The organism is Nonomuraea aurantiaca (assembly GCF_020215705.1).
Classification (GTDB): Bacteria; Actinomycetota; Actinomycetes; order Streptosporangiales; family Streptosporangiaceae; genus Nonomuraea; species Nonomuraea aurantiaca.
In genome coordinates this window covers 173,550-191,102 of record NZ_JAIWNB010000014.1, presented here as the reverse complement: position 1 = coordinate 191,102, position 17,553 = coordinate 173,550, and the positions used below count along the sequence as shown (strand labels likewise).

The following is a 17,553-nucleotide window of genomic DNA, read 5'->3' as shown; positions in this document are numbered from 1 at the left end:
GCAAGTCTAAAACTCGTCTTTTGCGGGTCTCATGTCCCATGCATGGGCCAACTAAGGGTAACCTTCAGCGATCGTGCGGGTATGTCCCAGAATGCGTAGAACGAATGAGGGGCCATGAAAGGTCGCGTGCTGGTCGTCGATGACGACGCCGCTCTCGCCGAGATGCTGGGCATCGTGTTGCGCGGCGAAGGCTTCGAGCCATCCTTTGTCTCAGACGGGGACAAAGCCCTCGACGCTTTCCGGGACACGCGCCCGGACCTGGTGTTGCTCGACCTGATGCTGCCGGGGGCCGACGGCATCGACGTGGCGCGCAGGATCAGGGCGGAGTCGGGGGTGCCCATCGTCATGCTCACCGCCAAGAGCGACACGATCGACGTCGTGCTCGGTCTGGAGTCGGGGGCCGACGACTACATCGTCAAGCCGTTCAAGCCGAAGGAGCTCGTGGCCAGGGTGCGGGCGCGGCTGCGCCGCACCGATGAGCCCACCCCGGAGATCCTGCAGATCGGCGACATCACCATCGACGTGGCCGGCCACTCGGTCAAGCGTGGCGAGGAGACCATCAACCTGACGCCGCTGGAGTTCGACCTGCTCGTCGCGCTGGCCCGCAAGCCGCGCCAGGTCTTCACCCGTGAGGTCCTGCTGGAGCAGGTCTGGGGCTACCGGCACGCGGCCGACACGCGCCTGGTCAACGTGCACGTTCAGCGGCTCCGGGCGAAGATCGAGAAGGACCCCGAGCACCCCGAGATCGTGGTCACGGTCCGCGGCGTGGGCTACAAAGCCGGGCCGGCCTGACCGGCGCGCCCAACTCTGCCATGCCCCCGACCAGCAAGAAACGACTCCGTCGCCGTACTCTCCGCCAGATTCTCGGCGGGGTCCGGCGGCGGACGCGGCGTGCGGCGGGCAGGGCACGGAGCGTATGGCGGCGCTCGCTCCAGCTCCAGGTGGTCACCAGCACCCTGGTGATCTCGGTGACCGTCGTGGTCGTGCTCGGTGTCTTCCTGTCCGACCAGATCAACAGGTCGGTCATCGAGAGCCGCCAGCAGTCCTCGGCCACCGAGGCGCTCGCCGACCGCGTGCAGATCGCCGACGCGCTCAGCCAGAAGCCCGACGACCAGGCCAAGTCGACCTCCGACGCGAGCGGTAACGCGCCCGCCGACCCGCTCGACGACGTGATGGACACGATCACCGGCTCGGGCGAGAACGGCTCCAAGAAGCGCTACGAGGTGCTGGTGCTCAACACCTCCAACCCCGGCAGGTCGCGCGCCTCGGGCAAGGTCACGCCGGAGGACGTGCCGCAGGCGCTGCAGCAGGCCTTGCGGCGCGACGAGCGGAAGTACGAATTCGACAAGCCGTATCGCTTCACCGCGCCCATCACGTTCACCGGTGAGAGCCAGCCCACGCCCACGCTGGTCATCGGCGGCGTGGTCAACCTCCTCGACGGCCAGAACTACGAGGTCTACCACTTCTTCCCGATCAGCGAGGAAGAGCGGATGCTGTCCAACGTCCGGCTCGCCATCGCCGTGGTGGGCCTGGGCCTCGTGGTGCTGCTGGCCGCCATCGCCTACCTCGTCGCCCGGCAGGTGGTCAGCCCGGTCCGGCTGGCCCGCGAGGCGGCCGAGCGCCTGGCGGCGGGCAAGCTCGACGAGCGGCTCAAGGTACGCGGTGAGGACGACCTGGCCCGCCTGGCCACCTCGTTCAACGAGATGGCCGTCAACCTGGCACTGAAGATCCACCAGTTGGAGGAGCTGTCCCAGGTCCAGCGGCAGTTCGTGTCCGACGTCTCCCACGAGCTGCGTACCCCGCTGACCACCGTGCGGATGGCCGCCGACCTGCTCTACGACGCCCGCGAGGACTTCGACCCGATGGCCGCCCGCTCGGCCGAGCTCATGCAGGCCCAGCTGGAGCGGTTCGAGTCGATGCTGGCCGACCTGCTGGAGATCAGCCGCTACGACGCGGGCGCCGCCACGCTCGACCTCGACCCGGTCGACGTGCGTGACGTGGTGCTGCGCGCGATCGGCGACTCCGAGGCGCTGGCCGAGCGGCACTCCACCCGCTTCGAGCTGCGGTTGCCCAACGAGCCGTGCATGGCGGAGATCGACAACCGGCGGGTCGAGCGCATCCTGCGCAACCTGCTGTTCAACGCCATCGAGCACGGCGAGGGCAGGGACGTCGTGGTGACGGTGGGCGCCGACCGGGACGCGGTGGCGGTCGCCGTACGAGATCACGGGATCGGCCTGAAGGCGGGCGAGGACACGATGGTGTTCGACCGGTTCTGGCGCGCCGACCCGTCACGGGCGCGCACCATCGGCGGCACCGGGCTGGGCCTGGCCATCTCGCGCGAGGACGCCTCCCTGCACGGCGGCTGGCTGCAGGCGTGGGGGCAGCAGGGGGAGGGCTCGCAGTTCCGGCTGACGCTGCCCCGGGTGGCCGGGACCGACCTGAAGGGGTCGCCGCTGTCGCTGGTGCCGCCGGAGATCGAGATGCGGCGCACGTGGCGCGGGCAGATGACGCCGGTGCTGCTGCCGGCCTCGGCGGACGGGGCCGGCTATGACGAGGACTAGTGCTTCGGTCCCGGCTTCGACGACGGCTGGTCCCGTGATCCGGCGGCGGATCAGGCGGCTCGGCGCTGTCGTCGCCGTCCTCGCGGCTCTCGTCTGGAGCTCGGCCTGCGCGGTGATCCCCGTGGGCGGCCCGTTCCCGGTCGGCGAGGCCGGTGGCGGTGACCCGATGAGCAAGCCGTTCCAGCGCATGGTCGCCATCCCGCCGCAGGCCGGCTGGTCGCCGGAGCAGGTGGTGACGGGCCTGCAGGCCGCCATGGCCGCTTACGCCGACGATCCGGAGATCCTGGCGCAGTATCTGACGCCCGAGGCCCGGCAGGCGTGGAAGCCGGGCGGTCCGGTGACGGTCCTCGACAACCTGGTGAAGTACGACGTGGAGGGGAAGATCGGTGACAAGGAGATCACCGTCGCCCTCTCCGGCACCCAGGTCGCCCGCATCGAGAACGACGACACCTACGTGCCCACCTCCGTGGGGGTCGACAGGAAGTTCACGCTGGTCAAGGACCAGCAGGGCGACTATCGGGTCAAGTCGCTGGTCGGCGGCCTCCTGCTCACCGAGGCGGACGTCACCCGCGCGTACCGGCCGACCAACCTCTACTACCTGAACGGCACGCCCGGCAGCGGGGGCGCCAACTCGGACATGCTCGTCGTCGACCGGGTCCGGCTGCGGCTCAAGCCCACCGAGAGCTTCGCCAAGACGATCATCGAACGCCTGCTCAAGGGCCCGAGCAAAGCGCTGCAGGGCGCCGTGGAGAACGTCTTCCCGCACGGCACGCGGGTCGAGTCCGTACGCGCCGGGGACGACCGCGTGATTATCAACCTCAGCGGCCCCATCGACTCGGGCGACATCTTCACCAGGGGACTGCAGGCCCAGCTCAGATGGAGCCTGACCAGCAACAACGTGGCCAACGGCCGCTACATCGAGGTGCAGCTGGACGGCGAGCCGTTCTACTCCTCGGACACGCTGACCATCCCGCCCAACATCAGCGACCCCTGGCTGGGCACCTCCTCGAACGCCGCCTACTACACCAGCAAGGGCGCCGTCTACGCGATGGCCACCGAGGGCCCCGGCCGGCCCGTGGCCGGACCCGCCGGTCAGGCGAACAACCTGTACTCCGGCTTCGCCGTGGCGGTCGGCGGCTTCTCCGTCGGCCAGGGCGCCGACCTCATCGCCGCCAAGTCGACCGCGGGCGGCATCTGGGTGACCAGAGCCGCGGCGGACGGCCGCTGGCAGCAGTGGATCCAGGGGGCGAACGCCGATCTCACGCCGCCTTCCTGGCATCGGGATGGCACCCTATGGACGTACGACCGCCGTAACGGCGCGGTGCTGCGGTGCAATCCGGGCGCCGGGCGCGGGCCTGAACGCATCGCCGCGCCCAGCCTCGACGGGTTCGACGTCACGCGGCTGCGGATCGCCCGGGACGGCGTGCGGGTGGCGGTCACGATCGGCAAGCACGAGATCCGCGTCGGCGCCATCACGGGAAGCGGCGCCGCCGTCATGCTCGGAAATTTCCAGACATTGAGTACGGTCGACGACGAGGAGATCCGGGACCTGGCCTGGCGCGACGGCGAGCACCTGGTGGTGCTGTCGCAGAGCCCTGCCGGAGCGGTGGTCAAGGAGATCAACGTGGGCGACGGCACGGTCACCAAGCTGCCGTCGGACACGCGACTGCGGACGCTGGCCGCGCAGGGTGAGCGGATCCTGGCGGGGACCAAGAAGAAGAACGAGATCCTGGAGTCCAACCTGGACAAGCAGAACTGGACCTCCAAGATGGCCACAGACGCCGACACTCCGCTCTTCCCCCTGGGCTGACCCGGCGCTTCCCTAGGGTCGGCCGGGCGCTGAGCCCGGTCGGCCGGGTGCTTCCTCAGGGTCGGCCGGGTCGGCGATCTGGGCCGTGCCGGGGCGCCGGCTGGACGGCGACCCGCCGCCTGCGCGAGGACCGTTCCTGGGCCGACCGGACGTTTGCCCTTGGGCCGGCTGGGCGGTGACCGGCTGTCCGTGCGGAGGGTGTTCCTGGGCCGAAACTGTCGGGGGCGGCGGGCATGCTGGTCCTCGTGTTCGCCGCTCTCGCCGACCTCGCTGACCTGGCCCTTCCGCAGCGCTGCCTGGGCTGCGGCACCAGGGGCCCGCGCCTGTGCGACACCTGTCTGGCCCCGCTCCCGGCCCGCCGCATGCCGAGACCCATCCCCGCCGGCCTCCCCGAGTGCTGGTCGGCCGCCGACTACACGGGGGCCGTGCGTGAGGCGATCGTCGCCTACAAGGAGCGTGGCCAGACCGCGCTGGCCCGTCCCCTGGCGACGGCCCTGGCCTTCACCGCCTGCCACGCCCTGGCCTTGACCGCCTGCCACGCCCCGGCATTCACCGCCGACCACGCTCTGGCCTACCGGCCCACCCCACCCGTGCCCACATCCGTGCCGACGCCCATGGTCTTGGCCGTTGTCCCCGTGCCCAGCGCCCCCCGAGCTCTCCGGTCGAGGGGGCACGACCCGGTCGGCAGGCTGGCCGCGCTGACCGTACGACAGCTGACGGCGTTCGGTCATCGCGCGGAGCTGTGGCCCGCGCTCGGACAGGCGCGTCAGGTTGGCGACCAGGCGGGGCTGAGCGCCACGCAGCGGGCCGCCAACCTCGCCGCCTCCCTTCGGGTCACCCCGGCCGCGAAGGCCCGCACAGCGGCCTCTGTGCTGCTCGTGGACGACATCGTGACCACGGGCTCCACACTGGCCGAAGCCGCCAGGACACTCCGGGTGCACGGCGTCGACGTCCTGCTGGCCGTGACCGTCGCCGCGACACGCCGAAGATCTTGCAATCCATTACGGTCACACTGAGTAAAGAGAGATCATTTTTCCGCTCTCACCCGGACGTCACATGTGCCTACCCACTGGGCAGCGGCGGGGCAGCTCAGCCCTCCGCGAGGGAGGGGATATGTGGCCGGGCGTACGCAAAAAGGGGCATCCGTCACGCGCGTCACATCGGAGAAAAATCACAGAAAGTGATCGTTTGACCGATCCCTAGGCTGACATTCGTCTCCGATGCGGATAGCGTTCTGACATGGCACCCGTTCGGGTCCGTGGTTGCGCAGGGCCGGGAGTCCCGGCTCTGCTAGCCGATGCCAGCCGCAGGCAAAACGGTCCACGTAAGGCGACTCTTTGTCGACCGATCACGGTGCGGCTTAGGGGTAAGTCCTGCCTTCCCGGGGGTCCAGATGTCCCCCGCCAGGAGAGAAGGGCAGTAGTGGCATCAGAGCCGCGAAATCCTCAGCAGGCGGATGTGGGGTCGAAGACCAGGTCGGCCGGACGGGTGCCACCCGAGAACCCGGTGACGGAACGTCGGAAGAGGGTAACGGTGACAGCAGAGAGGCAGACGGAAGACCCCGCCCGGCAAGCACGTCGTCGGGCGCTCTTTCTCAGTCGTTAGACGAAGGGGGGCTGTTGCATGGACATCATCGTCAAGGGCCGGCACACAGGAGTGAGTGATCGGTTCCGAGACCAGGTGGAGACCAAGCTGGCCAGGATCGAGCGTCTGGACAACAAGCTGATTCGAGTTGACGTGGAGGTGTCGAAGGAGCGCAATCCGCGCATCGCCAGCCAGCGAGAGCGCGTCGAGCTGACCATTCACTCTCGAGGACCCGCCATTCGCGCGGAGGCTTCCGCCGACGATCGATTCGCCGCCCTGGACATGGCGCTGGACAAACTGGAAGGCCGCCTCAGGCGCCTGTCCGACCGGCGCAAGGTGCACCACGGTAACCACTGCCCGCCCTCCGTGGCGGAGATCACCGCGACGCTTCCCGACGTCGCCGACCTGGCGCCACCGCGCAAGGCCGAGGTCGTGCCGGAGTTCGACGAAGAAGAAGAGCTCCCCGACGACAAGCAGTATGACGACATCGTCCCCATCGAGATGGACGGTGACGGGCCGCTCATCGTACGAGAGAAGCACCACAAAGCGGAACCCATGACCATCGACCAGGCCCTCCTCGAGATGGAGCTGGTCGGCCACGACTTCTATCTGTTCCGTGACAAGGAGAGTGGCCAGCCGTGTGTCGTTTATAACCGGCGCGGCTACAACTATGGCGTACTTCGGCTCGTAGAGCCGTGACGCAGCGCTAAAAGATCTTCTCGACCACCCTAGGACCGCGTAAGACATGCCATCATTGGCGGTCCAACGGCTCTGGCCCCCCGACGAGGAGGAGACGTGAGCGAGCTCAGTCAGGTCATGAGCGAGCGAAGCGCGGAGATGGCGGTCTCCAGGCTGATCGAGGAGGCCTGGTGACGGAGTCCGGCGAGGCGCGCCCGTCAGGAGGCGAGCCGATCCGCGTCCTGATCGTGGACGATCACGAGTTGATCAGGCGGAGCCTGGCTCTGGCGCTGGCCGCCGAGCCAGACATCGAGGTGGTCGGTGAGGCGAGCGACGGGCATGAGGCGGTCGAACTGGCCGACCGCCTCATGCCCGACGTGGTGCTCATGGACGTACGCATGCCGCGGCGCGACGGCATCGAGGCGGCGAAGGGTATCAAGGCCTCGGTGCCGAGCACCCGCATCATCATGCTGACGGTCAGTGACGAGGAGGAAGACCTCTTCGAGGCCATCAAGGCGGGCGCGACCGGCTATCTGCTCAAGGACGTGCAGATCAACGACGTCCCCGCCGCCGTGCGCGGAGTTCACGAAGGCCAGTCGCTCATCAATCCGGCCATGGCCGCCAAACTCATCAACGAGTTCGCGAACATGAGCAAGAAGGAGAACGAACGCCCACCCCAACTCCCCGTGCCGCGGCTGACCGAGCGGGAGATGGAGGTGCTGCGCCTGGTGGCCAAGGGGATGAACAACCGCGAGATCGCCAAGCAGCTCTTCATCTCGGAGAACACGGTCAAGAACCACGTCCGCAACATCCTCGACAAGCTGCAGCTCCACTCGCGCATGGAGGCTGTGGTCTACGCGGTACGCGAGCGCATGCTGGAGATCACCTGACATCGCCCTCGGGCGGGCGCGGCGGCAGCGGCTCGCCCGCCCTCTCGGTGGGTGTGGTGGTTAGCGACCGTCTGAGTGAGCAGGGTGGCACCGACCGCTTGCGCCCGCGGTGAGCGTGGTGAGCGGGTGGCCACCAACCGCCTGCCCCTGCGGTGAGCGCGGCGCTGTCGACCGCCTGCGCCCTCGGCGGAAACGGCGGGTGCCGACCGTTTGAGCGCGCAGTGGGCTTGGCAGATGTCGGCCACCTACCCGCCCCTCGGTGGGCATAGCGGGTTGCGACCACCGGTTCCTGGGTGGGGCTTGGGGCTGCCGACCGCCAGCGCCTCCGACGGGGGTTGCGGGTACTTACCGCCTGCGGTGAGTGGGGCGGCTGCTGGTCACCCACCGCCCCACTCGATGGGGTGTGGCGCCGATTCGTCGGCACCCGCCGTAACTAGGTGATGAGGCTTGTCGGCATCCGCCGCCAAATAGGCGAAGGGGTGGCGATCAGTGCGGCCTTCGGCTCAAGGCGGCGATTATCCGAGGTCCGACCGGGGCCTACCTGGTGTCCCACCCGAGGTGGGTCCGACCCGAGGCGGGTCTGACCCGGGCTGACCCGGAGTGGGTCCGACCCGGGGTCCGCCCTGTGTCCGGCCGAGGTGAGTCCGGCCCGAGGTTCGCCCTGGTGTTCGGCCCGAAATGAGTTCGGTCCGAGGTTCGACCTGGTGTCTGGTCCGAGGTCCTATCTCGGCTCCGCCTCCAGGTGGGCGATGAGGGCGGGGTCGGCGCGTTCGACTCGTACGGTGTCGCAGCCCACCCACTCGGCGGCCGACCACAGCGCGTCGCTCAGGGCGTCGGCCCACTTGGCGCCGGTGAGGCCCGGCTCCAGGCTGAGCTGCCTGGCCACCAGCGTGGTGCCGTCGCGGGCCGGGTCCACGCGGCCGATCAGCCGGCCGCCGGCCAGCACCGGCATCGTGAAGTAGCCGTGCACCCGCTTGTGCTTGGGCACATAGAGCTCGAGCTGGTAGTTGAAGCCGAAGATCCGCTCGGTACGGCCGCGATGCCAGATGAGCGAGTCGAACGGCGACACCAGCGCTGTGCGGTGCCGCCCACGCGGCGCCGACTCCAGGGCCGCCGGATCGGCCCACGCGTTGGTCTGCCCCCTGGTCGAGGGCCAACCGGCCACGTGTACGGGCACCAGCCCGGTGGCCCCGCTGAGCAGCACCTCGTCCAGTATCGCGGCGAACCTCCCCTTGAGCCGCAGGAAGTCGATCAGGTCGCCCCGGGTCGCCACGCCCAGCGAGGCCCCGGCGATGGCCGCCAGACGTACGATGCACTCCTCGTCGGAGAGGTCCTCGGCCAGGAGGTCGGCGGGGACCACGCGCTCGGACAGGTCATAGACCCGGCGCCAGCCGACGCGGCGGCTGCAGACGACCTCACCGATGTCCAGCAGCCATTCCAGGCCGATCTTCGAGTCGGACCAGTCCCACCAGGGGCCGCCGTTCTTGGCGCCGCCGACGTCGGATGTGGTGAGCGGGCCCGAGGCGCGTACCTGCTCCAGCAGCTTGTCTACGTGGTCGGGCACCTCGTGCCAGCGGTAGCGACGATTGCGGTAGGCGCGCCGCCTGAAGGAGTAGAGGGGCCAGTGCTCGATCGGCAGGATGCAGGCGGCGTGGCACCAGTATTCGAAGCTCTGGGCGGGATTGTGCCAGTAGGCTCGCTCGACCTTGGGCCTGCCCACCGCGCCCAGGCGCGCGTAGGCGACGAGCTCGTGGGAGCGGGCCAGGACCGAGATCGTGTCGAGCTGGATCGCGCCGAGCCTGCGGAGCATGCCGTGCACGCCGCCCCGGCGGGCGTCCGCGCCGAGCAGGCCCTGGGCGCGCAGGATCAGCCGCCGCGCCTCGTCGGCCGTCAGATCCGTCATGTCAGCACATTGGTACGGCTATGCATGCCGCGATGCTAGCGGCGGCCACCGACAGAAACCGACGGGAGGAGGAGAGACGATGGCCCGCCGCCTGATGCCTGCCTGAGCGGGGATCCGCTGCGACGCCCGATGGGCGATGATCCGCCGCGTGACGCCCGCATAGGGTGGGCCACCGCGTGACGCCCGGATGGGTGTGGTCCGCCGCGTGATGCCCCCATGAGCAGGGCCGCTGTGATGCCCGCATGAGCAGGGCCGCTGCGTGATGCGCACATGAATGAGTACTGGTCCATCACGAGGCGTGTGCGGGAGCGGGTCCACCGCCGGATGCGCGCGCATGTGCGGGGACCCGCCGGAGGACGCTCGCATGGGCGAGGGGCCGTGGCGGGACGCGTTTGTGAGTGGGAACCTGCGGTTCGTCGCGTATGTGAGCGGGGATCCCGCAGTGCGTGGCGCACGTGAGCGGGGATCCCGCGGCTCGTCGCGTATGGATCCCGCGGTGCGTGGCGTACAGGAGCGGGGGTCCGCCGCCGAGCGTGTGCGCGAGCGGCGGCCTTCCGCGTCCGTGTCGGAGGCTCAGGCGCCCTGGAGGGGGAGGGACACCGGAGATCCGGGCGGCCCTGAGGTACGCCGGAGGTTCAGGCGGCCCTGAGGGCCGCCGGAGGTTCGGGAGTCCCCGAGGTTCGCCGGAGGCTCAGCGGTGGTCTTCCGCGTGGAGTCCCGCCCTCGGCGCGTCGATCACGACGTCCGTGAAGATGTCGAAGACGAGGGCGAGGATTCCGCCCACGACGAACACCCCGGCGCCGATCCAGATGAGTGTCCAGTTGGCGGCGGTCATCCCATAGCCGGCGACGACGGTGCCGAGCAGCATCACGGTCACCGCGAGCCATGAGGACGCGCGGCCGCCATGGTTGCCGAGATTCTCCGTCTGCTCTGACTTCTGCCCCTCAACCATCACAAATCCTTCCCTTTGCCGGATATACCGCAAACGGTGCGAACCAACGGCTTACCGGCATACGCTCTGCCTAGCCCCATTCTCCCAGACATGCCCGACGCTCTCGTCGTCGCGGTGGCTGTGTCTGGTTGCTGAACCGCCTACGATGGCAACGGGGAAGTTTGTCTCAGCCTCTCCTCCTGGCGGCGCCGCCGGGGTAGACCTGCGAGGAGCTTTACATAAAGTGGCAGCCATTCTCGACAAGATCCTACGTGCCGGCGAAGGCAAGACCCTGCGCAAGCTCAAGCGGATCGCCGATCAGGTCAACTCCATCGAGGACGACTTCACGAGCCTGTCCGACGCGGAGTTGCGCGCTCTGACGGACGAATTCAAGCAGCGGCTCGCGGACGGCGAAACCCTCGACGATCTGCTTCCCGAAGCGTTCGCGACCGTACGCGAGGCGGCCCGCCGCGTGCTCGGTCAGCGTCACTTCGACGTGCAGATCATGGGCGGCGCGAGCCTTCACATGGGCAACATCTCGGAGATGAAGACCGGCGAGGGCAAGACCCTTACCTGTACTCTCCCCGCCTACCTCAACGCGCTCGCCGGCAACGGCGTCCACGTCATCACGGTCAACGACTACCTGGTCAAGGTCGGCGCCGAGAACATGGGCCGCATCTACCGCTTCCTCGGTCTCGAGGTCGGCATGATCCTGGCCGGGCAGGCCCCGGAAGAGCGGCGCAAGCAGTACGAGGCGGACATCACCTACGGCACCAACAACGAGTTCGGCTTCGACTATCTGCGCGACAACATGGCGTGGTCGCTGGACGAGTGCGTGCAGCGCGGCCACCACTTCGCGATCGTCGACGAGGTCGACTCCATCCTCATCGACGAGGCGCGCACCCCGCTGATCATCTCCGGTCCGGGGGAGCAGTCGGGCAAGTGGTACACCGAGTTCGCCAAGATCGTGCCGCGGCTGCGCAGGGGCGTCGAGGCCAAGTCGCCCGACGAGGAGAGCACCGGCGACTACATCGTCGACGAGAAGAAGCGCACGGTCGGCGTTCTGGAGTCCGGTGTCGCCAAGGTCGAGGACTGGCTGGGCATCGACAACCTCTACAAGGCCGAGCACACCCACCTGGTCGGCTTCCTGAACAACGCCCTGAAGGCCAAGGAGCTGTTCAAGAAGGACAAGGACTACATCGTCGCCGAGGGCGAGGTGCTCATCGTCGACGAGTTCACCGGCCGCATCCTGCACGGCCGCCGCTACAACGAGGGCATGCACCAGGCCATCGAGGCCAAAGAGGGCGTGAAGATCAAGGACGAGAACCAGACTCTCGCCACGGTCACCCTGCAGAACTACTTCCGCCTCTACAAGAAGCTGTCCGGCATGACCGGCACCGCCGTCACCGAGGCGAACGAGTTCCACCAGACGTACAAGCTCGGCGTGGTCCCGATCCCGACGAACCGTCCGATGATCCGCAAGGACCAGGCCGACGTCGTCTACAAGACCGAGGACGCCAAGTTCGCCGCGGTCGTCGAGGACATCAAGGAGCGCTACGACGTCGGCCAGCCGGTGCTGGTCGGCACCACCTCGGTCGAGAAGTCCGAGCGGCTGTCCAAGGCGCTCAAGCGCCGCGGCGTGCAGCACGAGGTGCTCAACGCGAAGAACCACGCGCGTGAGGCCGCGATCGTCGCCGAGGCGGGCCGCAAGGGCGCCGTCACCGTCGCCACCAACATGGCCGGCCGAGGCACCGACATCATGCTCGGCGGCAACTCCGAGTTCCGCGCCGACCTCGAGCTGCGCCAGCGCGGCCTCGACCCGCTCGAAACGCCCGAAGAATACGAGAAGGCGTGGCCCGAGGCGCTCGAGAAGGCCAAGGCGGCCGTCAAGGCCGAGCACGACGAGGTCACCGAGCTCGGCGGCCTCTACGTTCTCGGCACCGAGCGGCACGAGTCGCGCCGCATCGACAACCAGCTCCGCGGCCGCTCCGGCCGCCAGGGCGACCCGGGCGAGTCGCGCTTCTACCTCTCGCTCGGTGACGACCTGATGCGCCTGTTCAACTCGGCCAGGGTCGAGATGATCATGACCAGGCTCAACATCCCCGACGAGCAGCCGATCGAGTCCGGCATCGTCTCCAAGGCCATCGCCTCCGCCCAGCACCAGGTCGAGCAGCAGAACTTCGAGATCCGCAAGGAAGTTCTCAAGTACGACGAGGTCATGAACCGGCAGCGCAAGGTGATCTACGCCGAGCGCCACCGCGTGCTGGAGGGCGCCGACCTGCACGAGCAGGTGCAGGGCTTCATCGGCGAGGTGATCGAGGGCTACGTCACGGGCGCCACGGCCGAGGGCTTCGCCGAGGAGTGGGACCTCGACAAGCTGTGGAAGGCGTTCGGCGAGCTCTACCCCGTCACGGTCACGATCGACAACGTGGTCGAGGAGGCCGGTGGCCGCGAGGAGCTGACCGCCGAGCTCATCAGCGCGAAGATGAAGAAGGACGCGCTGGAGGCCTACGCCAGGCGTGAGGAGGAGCTCGGCCCCGACGCCACCCGCGAGTTCGAGCGCCGCGTCATCCTGTCGGTCCTCGACCGCAAGTGGCGCGAGCACCTCTACGAGATGGACTACCTGCGCGAGGGCATCGGCATGCGGGCCTACGCGCAGAAGGACCCGCAGATCGAATACCAGCGCGAGGGCTTCGAGATGTTCGCCGCGATGCTCGAGGGCATCAAGGAGGACTCGGTCGGCTTCCTGTTCAACATCGAGGTCGAGGTTCAGGAGAACCCGATCGTCGAGGAAGAGGACGCGATGATGGCGGAGACCCGCTCGATCATCGCGCGTGGCCTGCGCGGGCCCGAGCGGCCCGCCGAGCTCGAATACTCCGCGCCGGGTGAGGCGGGCGAGGTCGAGCACACCCGGGTCCGCAGCACTTCGGCCGAGCGCGCCGCCTACGGCAACGTCGAGCGCAACGCGCCCTGCCCCTGCGGCTCGGGCAAGAAGTACAAGCGCTGCCACGGCGACCCCAAGAACGCCCAGGCATAACGCACCGGTCCGGTTCCGGGAGAAGGCCCTCGCCTGCCGGCGGGGGCCTTCTCCCGTCTTCCGGATGGACGGATGCCTCGGCTTGCTCCTGGTTGGCGTCAGGCGGTTTCGAAGTCCGTGCACAGCCATTGCACGCCGCGCCGCTCAAGCCGCACGGCGAGTACGTGGCTGCGTTCGCCGCAGTGGACGAGGAGGCACATCTCGACCGCGCCGTCCTTGGGCTCCTTCACGTGCGGGCTCCCCACGAACGGCGGCCGTTTGGTCTCGATCATCCGCCCCGCCCTGACGAGCTCGCGGTAGGCCCGGTCGGTGAGCCGGTCGGCGACGCTCTCGGGTGGCCGCCGCCCCGAGAGCACCTCGGCCAGCGCCTGCCCGAGCTGTCGCAGTTTGCGCTCGTCGGGACTGGCTCCCGGCGGTCCCCACACGAGCGGATCGGAAACGGCGGCGTGCTGCGGAAGGGATGACATGGGGCCTCCGATGTCATAGGGGGAGAGGGACAGTACAAGGAGTTTCCGGCCCGGCCCCGGAATACATCGCCCGCCAACTTTCCCGCTCAGCCCACCGATTCGAGGTGATTGGTGAGGAAGATCACCGAAAGTTGGAGTGGTGCTGGGCGGCGCGATGCATATTTCGGCCCTGAGTTAGCCATCAATGGGCCGTCCCCAACGAATTCGGCCAGCCTCCATTGGTGAAGTGGCTGATGTCGATTCGGGTGTCGCGGCCCGTAATCCTTCTGCGGCACTGTGTGGCAGGCCACGGCCAAGAGGACGCACGTCACGGCGCCCAGCCACGTGATCCGGAGGAGCGTGCCCCTGGACGGGGCTCAGCCCCGTATGGCGGGTGGGGCCCACCGGGCCTGCCGTAAAGCTGAAAAGCCCGTGAAGGCCGTGAAAACGGCCGTAAAAGCCATAAAAAAGAGCGGTTATGACGGCGGCTCGCCCGAATCGACATCGGGCTCGGGCTCGCGCCCGGGTGTCATGATGTTCAGTTTGCGGATGAGGAAGCTGAACACCACGTAATAGACCACCCCATAGATCACCCCGAGCAGGAGGATGCCCGGCAGGTTGTGGGTGTTCGACTTGCTGGCGTTGAGCAGCATGTCCAGCAGCCCCGCCGAGAAGCCGAAGCCGAGTTGCCCGCCGATGAGGGTGGTGAGCGCCATCGCCAGCCCGGTCAGCACAGCGTGTACGGCCAGCAGCACCGGCGCCACGAAGATGAACGCGAACTCGATCGGCTCGGTGATCCCGGTGACGAACGAGGCCAGCCCGGCCGACAGCATGATGCCGCCCACGGTCGCCCGCCGGTGCGGGGGCGCGGCCCGCCACATCGCCAGCGCGGCGGCCGGCAGCGCGAACATCATGATCGGGAAGAACCCGGCCATGAACTGGCCGGAGTGCGGGGCGCCGCCGAAGTAGCAGTTCCAGTCGCCGCCGAGGACCTGGCCGCCGACCTCGCACTGGGGCACCACGTACCAGACGATCGAGTTGACGAAGTGGTGCAGGCCGAGCGGGATCAGCAGCCGGTTGATCAGGCCGTAGATGCCGGTGCCCAGCGGTCCGAGTGTGGTCAGGGCCTCGCCCGCGTGGCCGATCCACTCGCCGAGTATCGGCCACACCCAGCCGATGAGCACGCCGAGGAGCAGCGCCACGATCGAGGTGATGATCGGTACGAACCGGCGCCCGCCGAAGAAGGCCAGCCAGGACGGCAGCTTGATCCGGTGGAAGCGCTGCCACAGCATCGCGGTGACCAGCCCGATCATGATGCCGCCGAGCACCTGGGTGGGGTTCTGCATGCCGTAGTTGATGATCTCCTTGATGCCCTGGGGCTGGACCGCCCTGATCAGGACCGTGTCCCTGATCGCCGAGCCGAAGAACATCACCTTGGTCACGCGGTCGAACACCAGGTAGCCGACCACCGCGGCGAGCGCGGTCGAGCCGTCGGACTTGCGGGCGAACCCGATCGCCACCCCCACCGCGAACAGCAGCGGCAGGTTCTCGAACAGCGCCGCACCGGCGGCGGCCAGCACCTCGGCGACCTGGTTCATCCAGCCGAAACCGGCCACGTCGGCCAGGCCGCCCGGCTCGGCGCCGTTGGAGCCGAGCATGTCGGGCTGGCCGAAGCGGAGCAGCAGCGCGGCCGCGGGCAGGGCGGCGATGGGCAGCATGAGCGAGCGGCCCAGCCGCTGGAGCACGTTCATCACGCGTGAGAACGGCGAAGGCCTGGCGGCGGTGGTCTCGTTCACCGGGCGTTCCTCCGGGTCGGGCCCTCAGCCCCGTCTGGTGGGCATTTCCAGAATGGTGCGCAGCTGGTAGCGGTCCGCGCGATAGGTGGACACGCCCAGCTCCGCGCAGATGCCGCCGGAGAAGGATCTGCGCTGCAACAGTAGTACGGCCCCGCCCCGGGGGAGCTTGAGCAGATCGGCGTCGCTCGGATCGGCGATGCCCCCGTCGATGGTCAGCTCGCCGGCGTCCATGACCAGCCCGTAGCGGCTCTCCAGCAGCTCGTAGAGCGACCTGCCCGACAGGTCGTGCTCGGCCAGGTCGGGAGCGAGCTTGACCGGGATGTGCGCGCGCTCGATGGACAACGGCTCGCCGTCAGCGGTGCGCAGCCGCTCGATGAAGTGCACTTCCTCACCCGGCTGGATGCCCAGCTCCTTGGCCAGGTGGGCGCTCGCGCGGACGACCCGCCGGTCGAGGTCGCGCGAGCCCGGCTCCATGCCGCGCGCCCGCATGTCGTCGCTGAACGACGTGAGCTGCAGCGCGAGCTCGATCTTGGGTCTGGCCACGAACGTGCCCTTGCCCGGCACCCGGTGCAGGCGGCCCTCGGACACCAGGTGGTCGACCGCCTGCCGGACTGTCATCCTGGACAGGCCGAAGCGCTGGCAGAGCTCGCGCTCCGACGGGATGGCGGCGCCGATGCTCAGCTCGTCGCTGTCGATCAGATCCAGCAGGATCTCGCGCAGCTGGAAGTACTTGGGCACCGGGCTGTCCGGATCGATGTGTGCCACGGATCCTCCCCTCGATCTGACCTGGGCAATGGGCTATGGTTCGTACTGGTCTAGTCCGGACTAGACCACATGTCGTAAAACAGGGTCAAGTCTGCACGGTAACGATTTGAGGGATGATGACCACCAAGATGCGCAGCGAGATCGCCGAGCAGCCCGAGGCGCTGCGGGCCACGCTCGACTCTCTGCTCCCCAGGGTCGACGAGGTGAGAGCACTGGGCGAGCGGACCCGGCAGCTCCTGTTCATCGCGCGTGGCACCTCCGACAATGCCGCAGTCTACGGCCGCTACCTGGTCGAAGCGCACGCTGGGCGGCTGGCCGCGCTCGCCGCCCCGTCCGTCGCGACGACGTACAAGCGCAAGCTGGATCTCGACGGCGTGCTGGCCGTCGCCATCTCGCAGTCCGGCCGGACCGAGGAGATCGTCGAGACGCTGACCTGGGCCAAGGACTGTGGCGCCAGCACGGTCGGCGTGACCAACGGCGGCCCGGACAGCCCGCTCGCCCAGGCCGCCGACCTGGCGCTGTGCACGCTGGCGGGCGAGGAGAAGGCGGTCCCCGCCACCAAGACCTACACCACCCAGCTCGCCGCGCTGGCCGTGCTCGCGCTCGGCCTCGGCGCCGACGTGGACGCGGCCGACCTGCAGCGGGTCCCGGACGCGGTGGAGAAGCTGATCGCCGAGCCGGGCGACCTCGACGCGGTCGTCGAGGGCCTGGCCGACAAGCAGGGGGCCGTGGTCTCCGCGCGCGGGCTGGCCTTCTCCACCGCGCTGGAGACCGCGCTCAAGCTCAAGGAGGCGTGCTACCTGCACGCCATGGGCCTGTCGTACGCCGACCTGCTGCACGGGCCGATCGCCGTGGTCGACGCCGACACCCCTGCCCTGCTGGTCGCCGCCGAGAACAGCCCGACGCTGTCCGGGACGGTCGCGCTCGCCGAGCGCGTCGTCGCCGCGGGCGCCGCGGCCTTCACCATCGGCGGCGGCCCGGCACTGGCCCACGCGGGTACGGCGGCGCTCAACGGCCCCGACCTGCCCGAGTGGGTGGCGCCCATGGGTCTCATCGTGCCGGGGCAGTTGCTCACCGAGGCGCTGGCCCGGAAGCTGGGCATCGACCCCGACGCGCCGCGCGGGCTCAACAAGGTGACCCAGACCGACTGAC

General features: G+C 68.7%; 13 protein-coding genes. 8 read left to right on the top strand and 5 right to left on the bottom strand.

Annotation, left to right across the window (positions count from 1 at the left end):
- The first annotated feature begins 114 nt into the window (after nt 1–114).
- The 6 genes from mtrA (at nt 115) to LDL49_RS30480 (ending at nt 7,523) form a co-directional block, all read left to right on the top strand.
- Entirely contained in the window at nt 115–792 is a 678-nt protein-coding gene (gene mtrA, locus LDL49_RS30505) for an MtrAB system response regulator MtrA (RefSeq protein ID WP_043620615.1), read from the top strand.
- Between the two features lie 20 nt (nt 793–812).
- Complete coding sequence (gene mtrB, locus LDL49_RS30500) at nt 813–2,561, top strand: MtrAB system histidine kinase MtrB (RefSeq protein ID WP_263655684.1); 1,749 nt, start codon at nt 813–815, stop codon at nt 2,559–2,561.
- Between the two features lie 34 nt (nt 2,562–2,595).
- A complete protein-coding gene (locus LDL49_RS30495) occupies nt 2,596–4,371 on the top strand; it encodes an LpqB family beta-propeller domain-containing protein (RefSeq protein ID WP_225295918.1) in 1,776 nt (591 codons plus the stop codon).
- 233 nt (nt 4,372–4,604) lie between these two features.
- Complete coding sequence (locus LDL49_RS30490; RefSeq protein WP_225295916.1) at nt 4,605–5,387, top strand: ComF family protein; 783 nt, start codon at nt 4,605–4,607, stop codon at nt 5,385–5,387.
- Nucleotides 5,388–5,994: 607 nt separating this feature from the next.
- Nucleotides 5,995–6,654, top strand: a complete 660-nt coding sequence (gene hpf / locus LDL49_RS30485) for a ribosome hibernation-promoting factor, HPF/YfiA family (protein WP_225295914.1) — start codon at nt 5,995–5,997, stop codon at nt 6,652–6,654.
- A 170-nt stretch (nt 6,655–6,824) separates the two neighbouring features.
- On the top strand, nt 6,825–7,523 hold the full coding sequence (locus LDL49_RS30480) for a response regulator (RefSeq protein WP_225295912.1): 699 nt from the start codon (nt 6,825–6,827) through the stop codon (nt 7,521–7,523).
- 721 nt (nt 7,524–8,244) lie between these two features.
- On the opposite strand, the gene LDL49_RS30475 is transcribed toward LDL49_RS30480, so the two are convergent.
- Together LDL49_RS30475 and LDL49_RS30470 are read right to left on the bottom strand one after the other, a co-directional pair.
- A complete protein-coding gene (locus LDL49_RS30475; protein ID WP_225295910.1) occupies nt 8,245–9,426 on the bottom strand; it encodes a winged helix-turn-helix domain-containing protein in 1,182 nt (393 codons plus the stop codon).
- A gap of 691 nt (nt 9,427–10,117) precedes the next feature.
- Nucleotides 10,118–10,378: an HGxxPAAW family protein gene (locus LDL49_RS30470; RefSeq protein ID WP_225295909.1), complete on the bottom strand. Its 261-nt coding sequence runs from the start codon at nt 10,376–10,378 to the stop codon at nt 10,118–10,120.
- A gap of 223 nt (nt 10,379–10,601) precedes the next feature.
- Between LDL49_RS30470 and secA the strand changes: the two genes are divergently transcribed.
- Nucleotides 10,602–13,394, top strand: a complete 2,793-nt coding sequence (gene secA / locus LDL49_RS30465; RefSeq protein ID WP_225295907.1) for a preprotein translocase subunit SecA — start codon at nt 10,602–10,604, stop codon at nt 13,392–13,394.
- A 98-nt stretch (nt 13,395–13,492) separates the two neighbouring features.
- Here secA and LDL49_RS30460 read toward each other — a convergent pair whose 3' ends face one another.
- The 3 genes from LDL49_RS30460 to LDL49_RS30450 all read right to left on the bottom strand — a co-directional run bounded on the left by LDL49_RS30460 (nt 13,493) and on the right by LDL49_RS30450 (nt 16,401).
- Nucleotides 13,493–13,861, bottom strand: a complete 369-nt coding sequence (locus LDL49_RS30460; protein ID WP_225295905.1) for an Rv3235 family protein — start codon at nt 13,859–13,861, stop codon at nt 13,493–13,495.
- Between the two features lie 455 nt (nt 13,862–14,316).
- Nucleotides 14,317–15,636: a PTS transporter subunit EIIC gene (locus tag LDL49_RS30455; RefSeq protein ID WP_225295903.1), complete on the bottom strand. Its 1,320-nt coding sequence runs from the start codon at nt 15,634–15,636 to the stop codon at nt 14,317–14,319.
- A 24-nt stretch (nt 15,637–15,660) separates the two neighbouring features.
- Complete coding sequence (locus LDL49_RS30450) at nt 15,661–16,401, bottom strand: GntR family transcriptional regulator (protein WP_225295901.1); 741 nt, start codon at nt 16,399–16,401, stop codon at nt 15,661–15,663.
- 116 nt (nt 16,402–16,517) lie between these two features.
- On the opposite strand from LDL49_RS30450, the gene LDL49_RS30445 reads away from it, so the two are divergent.
- Nucleotides 16,518–17,552, top strand: a complete 1,035-nt coding sequence (locus tag LDL49_RS30445) for an SIS domain-containing protein (RefSeq protein WP_372470469.1) — start codon at nt 16,518–16,520, stop codon at nt 17,550–17,552.
- Nucleotide 17,553 lies beyond the last annotated feature (1 nt).

Bases quoted from the DNA above. Each gene is read 5' to 3' on its own strand.
- LDL49_RS30490 (WP_225295916.1), top strand. From the start codon at position 4,605: ATGCTGGTCCTCGTGTTCGCCGCTCTCGCCGACCTCGCTGACCTGGCC.
- LDL49_RS30445 (WP_372470469.1), top strand. From the start codon at position 16,518: ATGACCACCAAGATGCGCAGCGAGATCGCCGAGCAGCCCGAGGCGCTG.
- LDL49_RS30460 (WP_225295905.1), bottom strand. From the start codon at position 13,861: ATGTCATCCCTTCCGCAGCACGCCGCCGTTTCCGATCCGCTCGTGTGG.
- mtrB (WP_263655684.1), top strand. From the start codon at position 813: ATGCCCCCGACCAGCAAGAAACGACTCCGTCGCCGTACTCTCCGCCAG.
- hpf (WP_225295914.1), top strand. From the start codon at position 5,995: ATGGACATCATCGTCAAGGGCCGGCACACAGGAGTGAGTGATCGGTTC.
- LDL49_RS30470 (WP_225295909.1), bottom strand. From the start codon at position 10,378: ATGGTTGAGGGGCAGAAGTCAGAGCAGACGGAGAATCTCGGCAACCAT.
- mtrA (WP_043620615.1), top strand. From the start codon at position 115: ATGAAAGGTCGCGTGCTGGTCGTCGATGACGACGCCGCTCTCGCCGAG.
- LDL49_RS30475 (WP_225295910.1), bottom strand. From the start codon at position 9,426: ATGACGGATCTGACGGCCGACGAGGCGCGGCGGCTGATCCTGCGCGCC.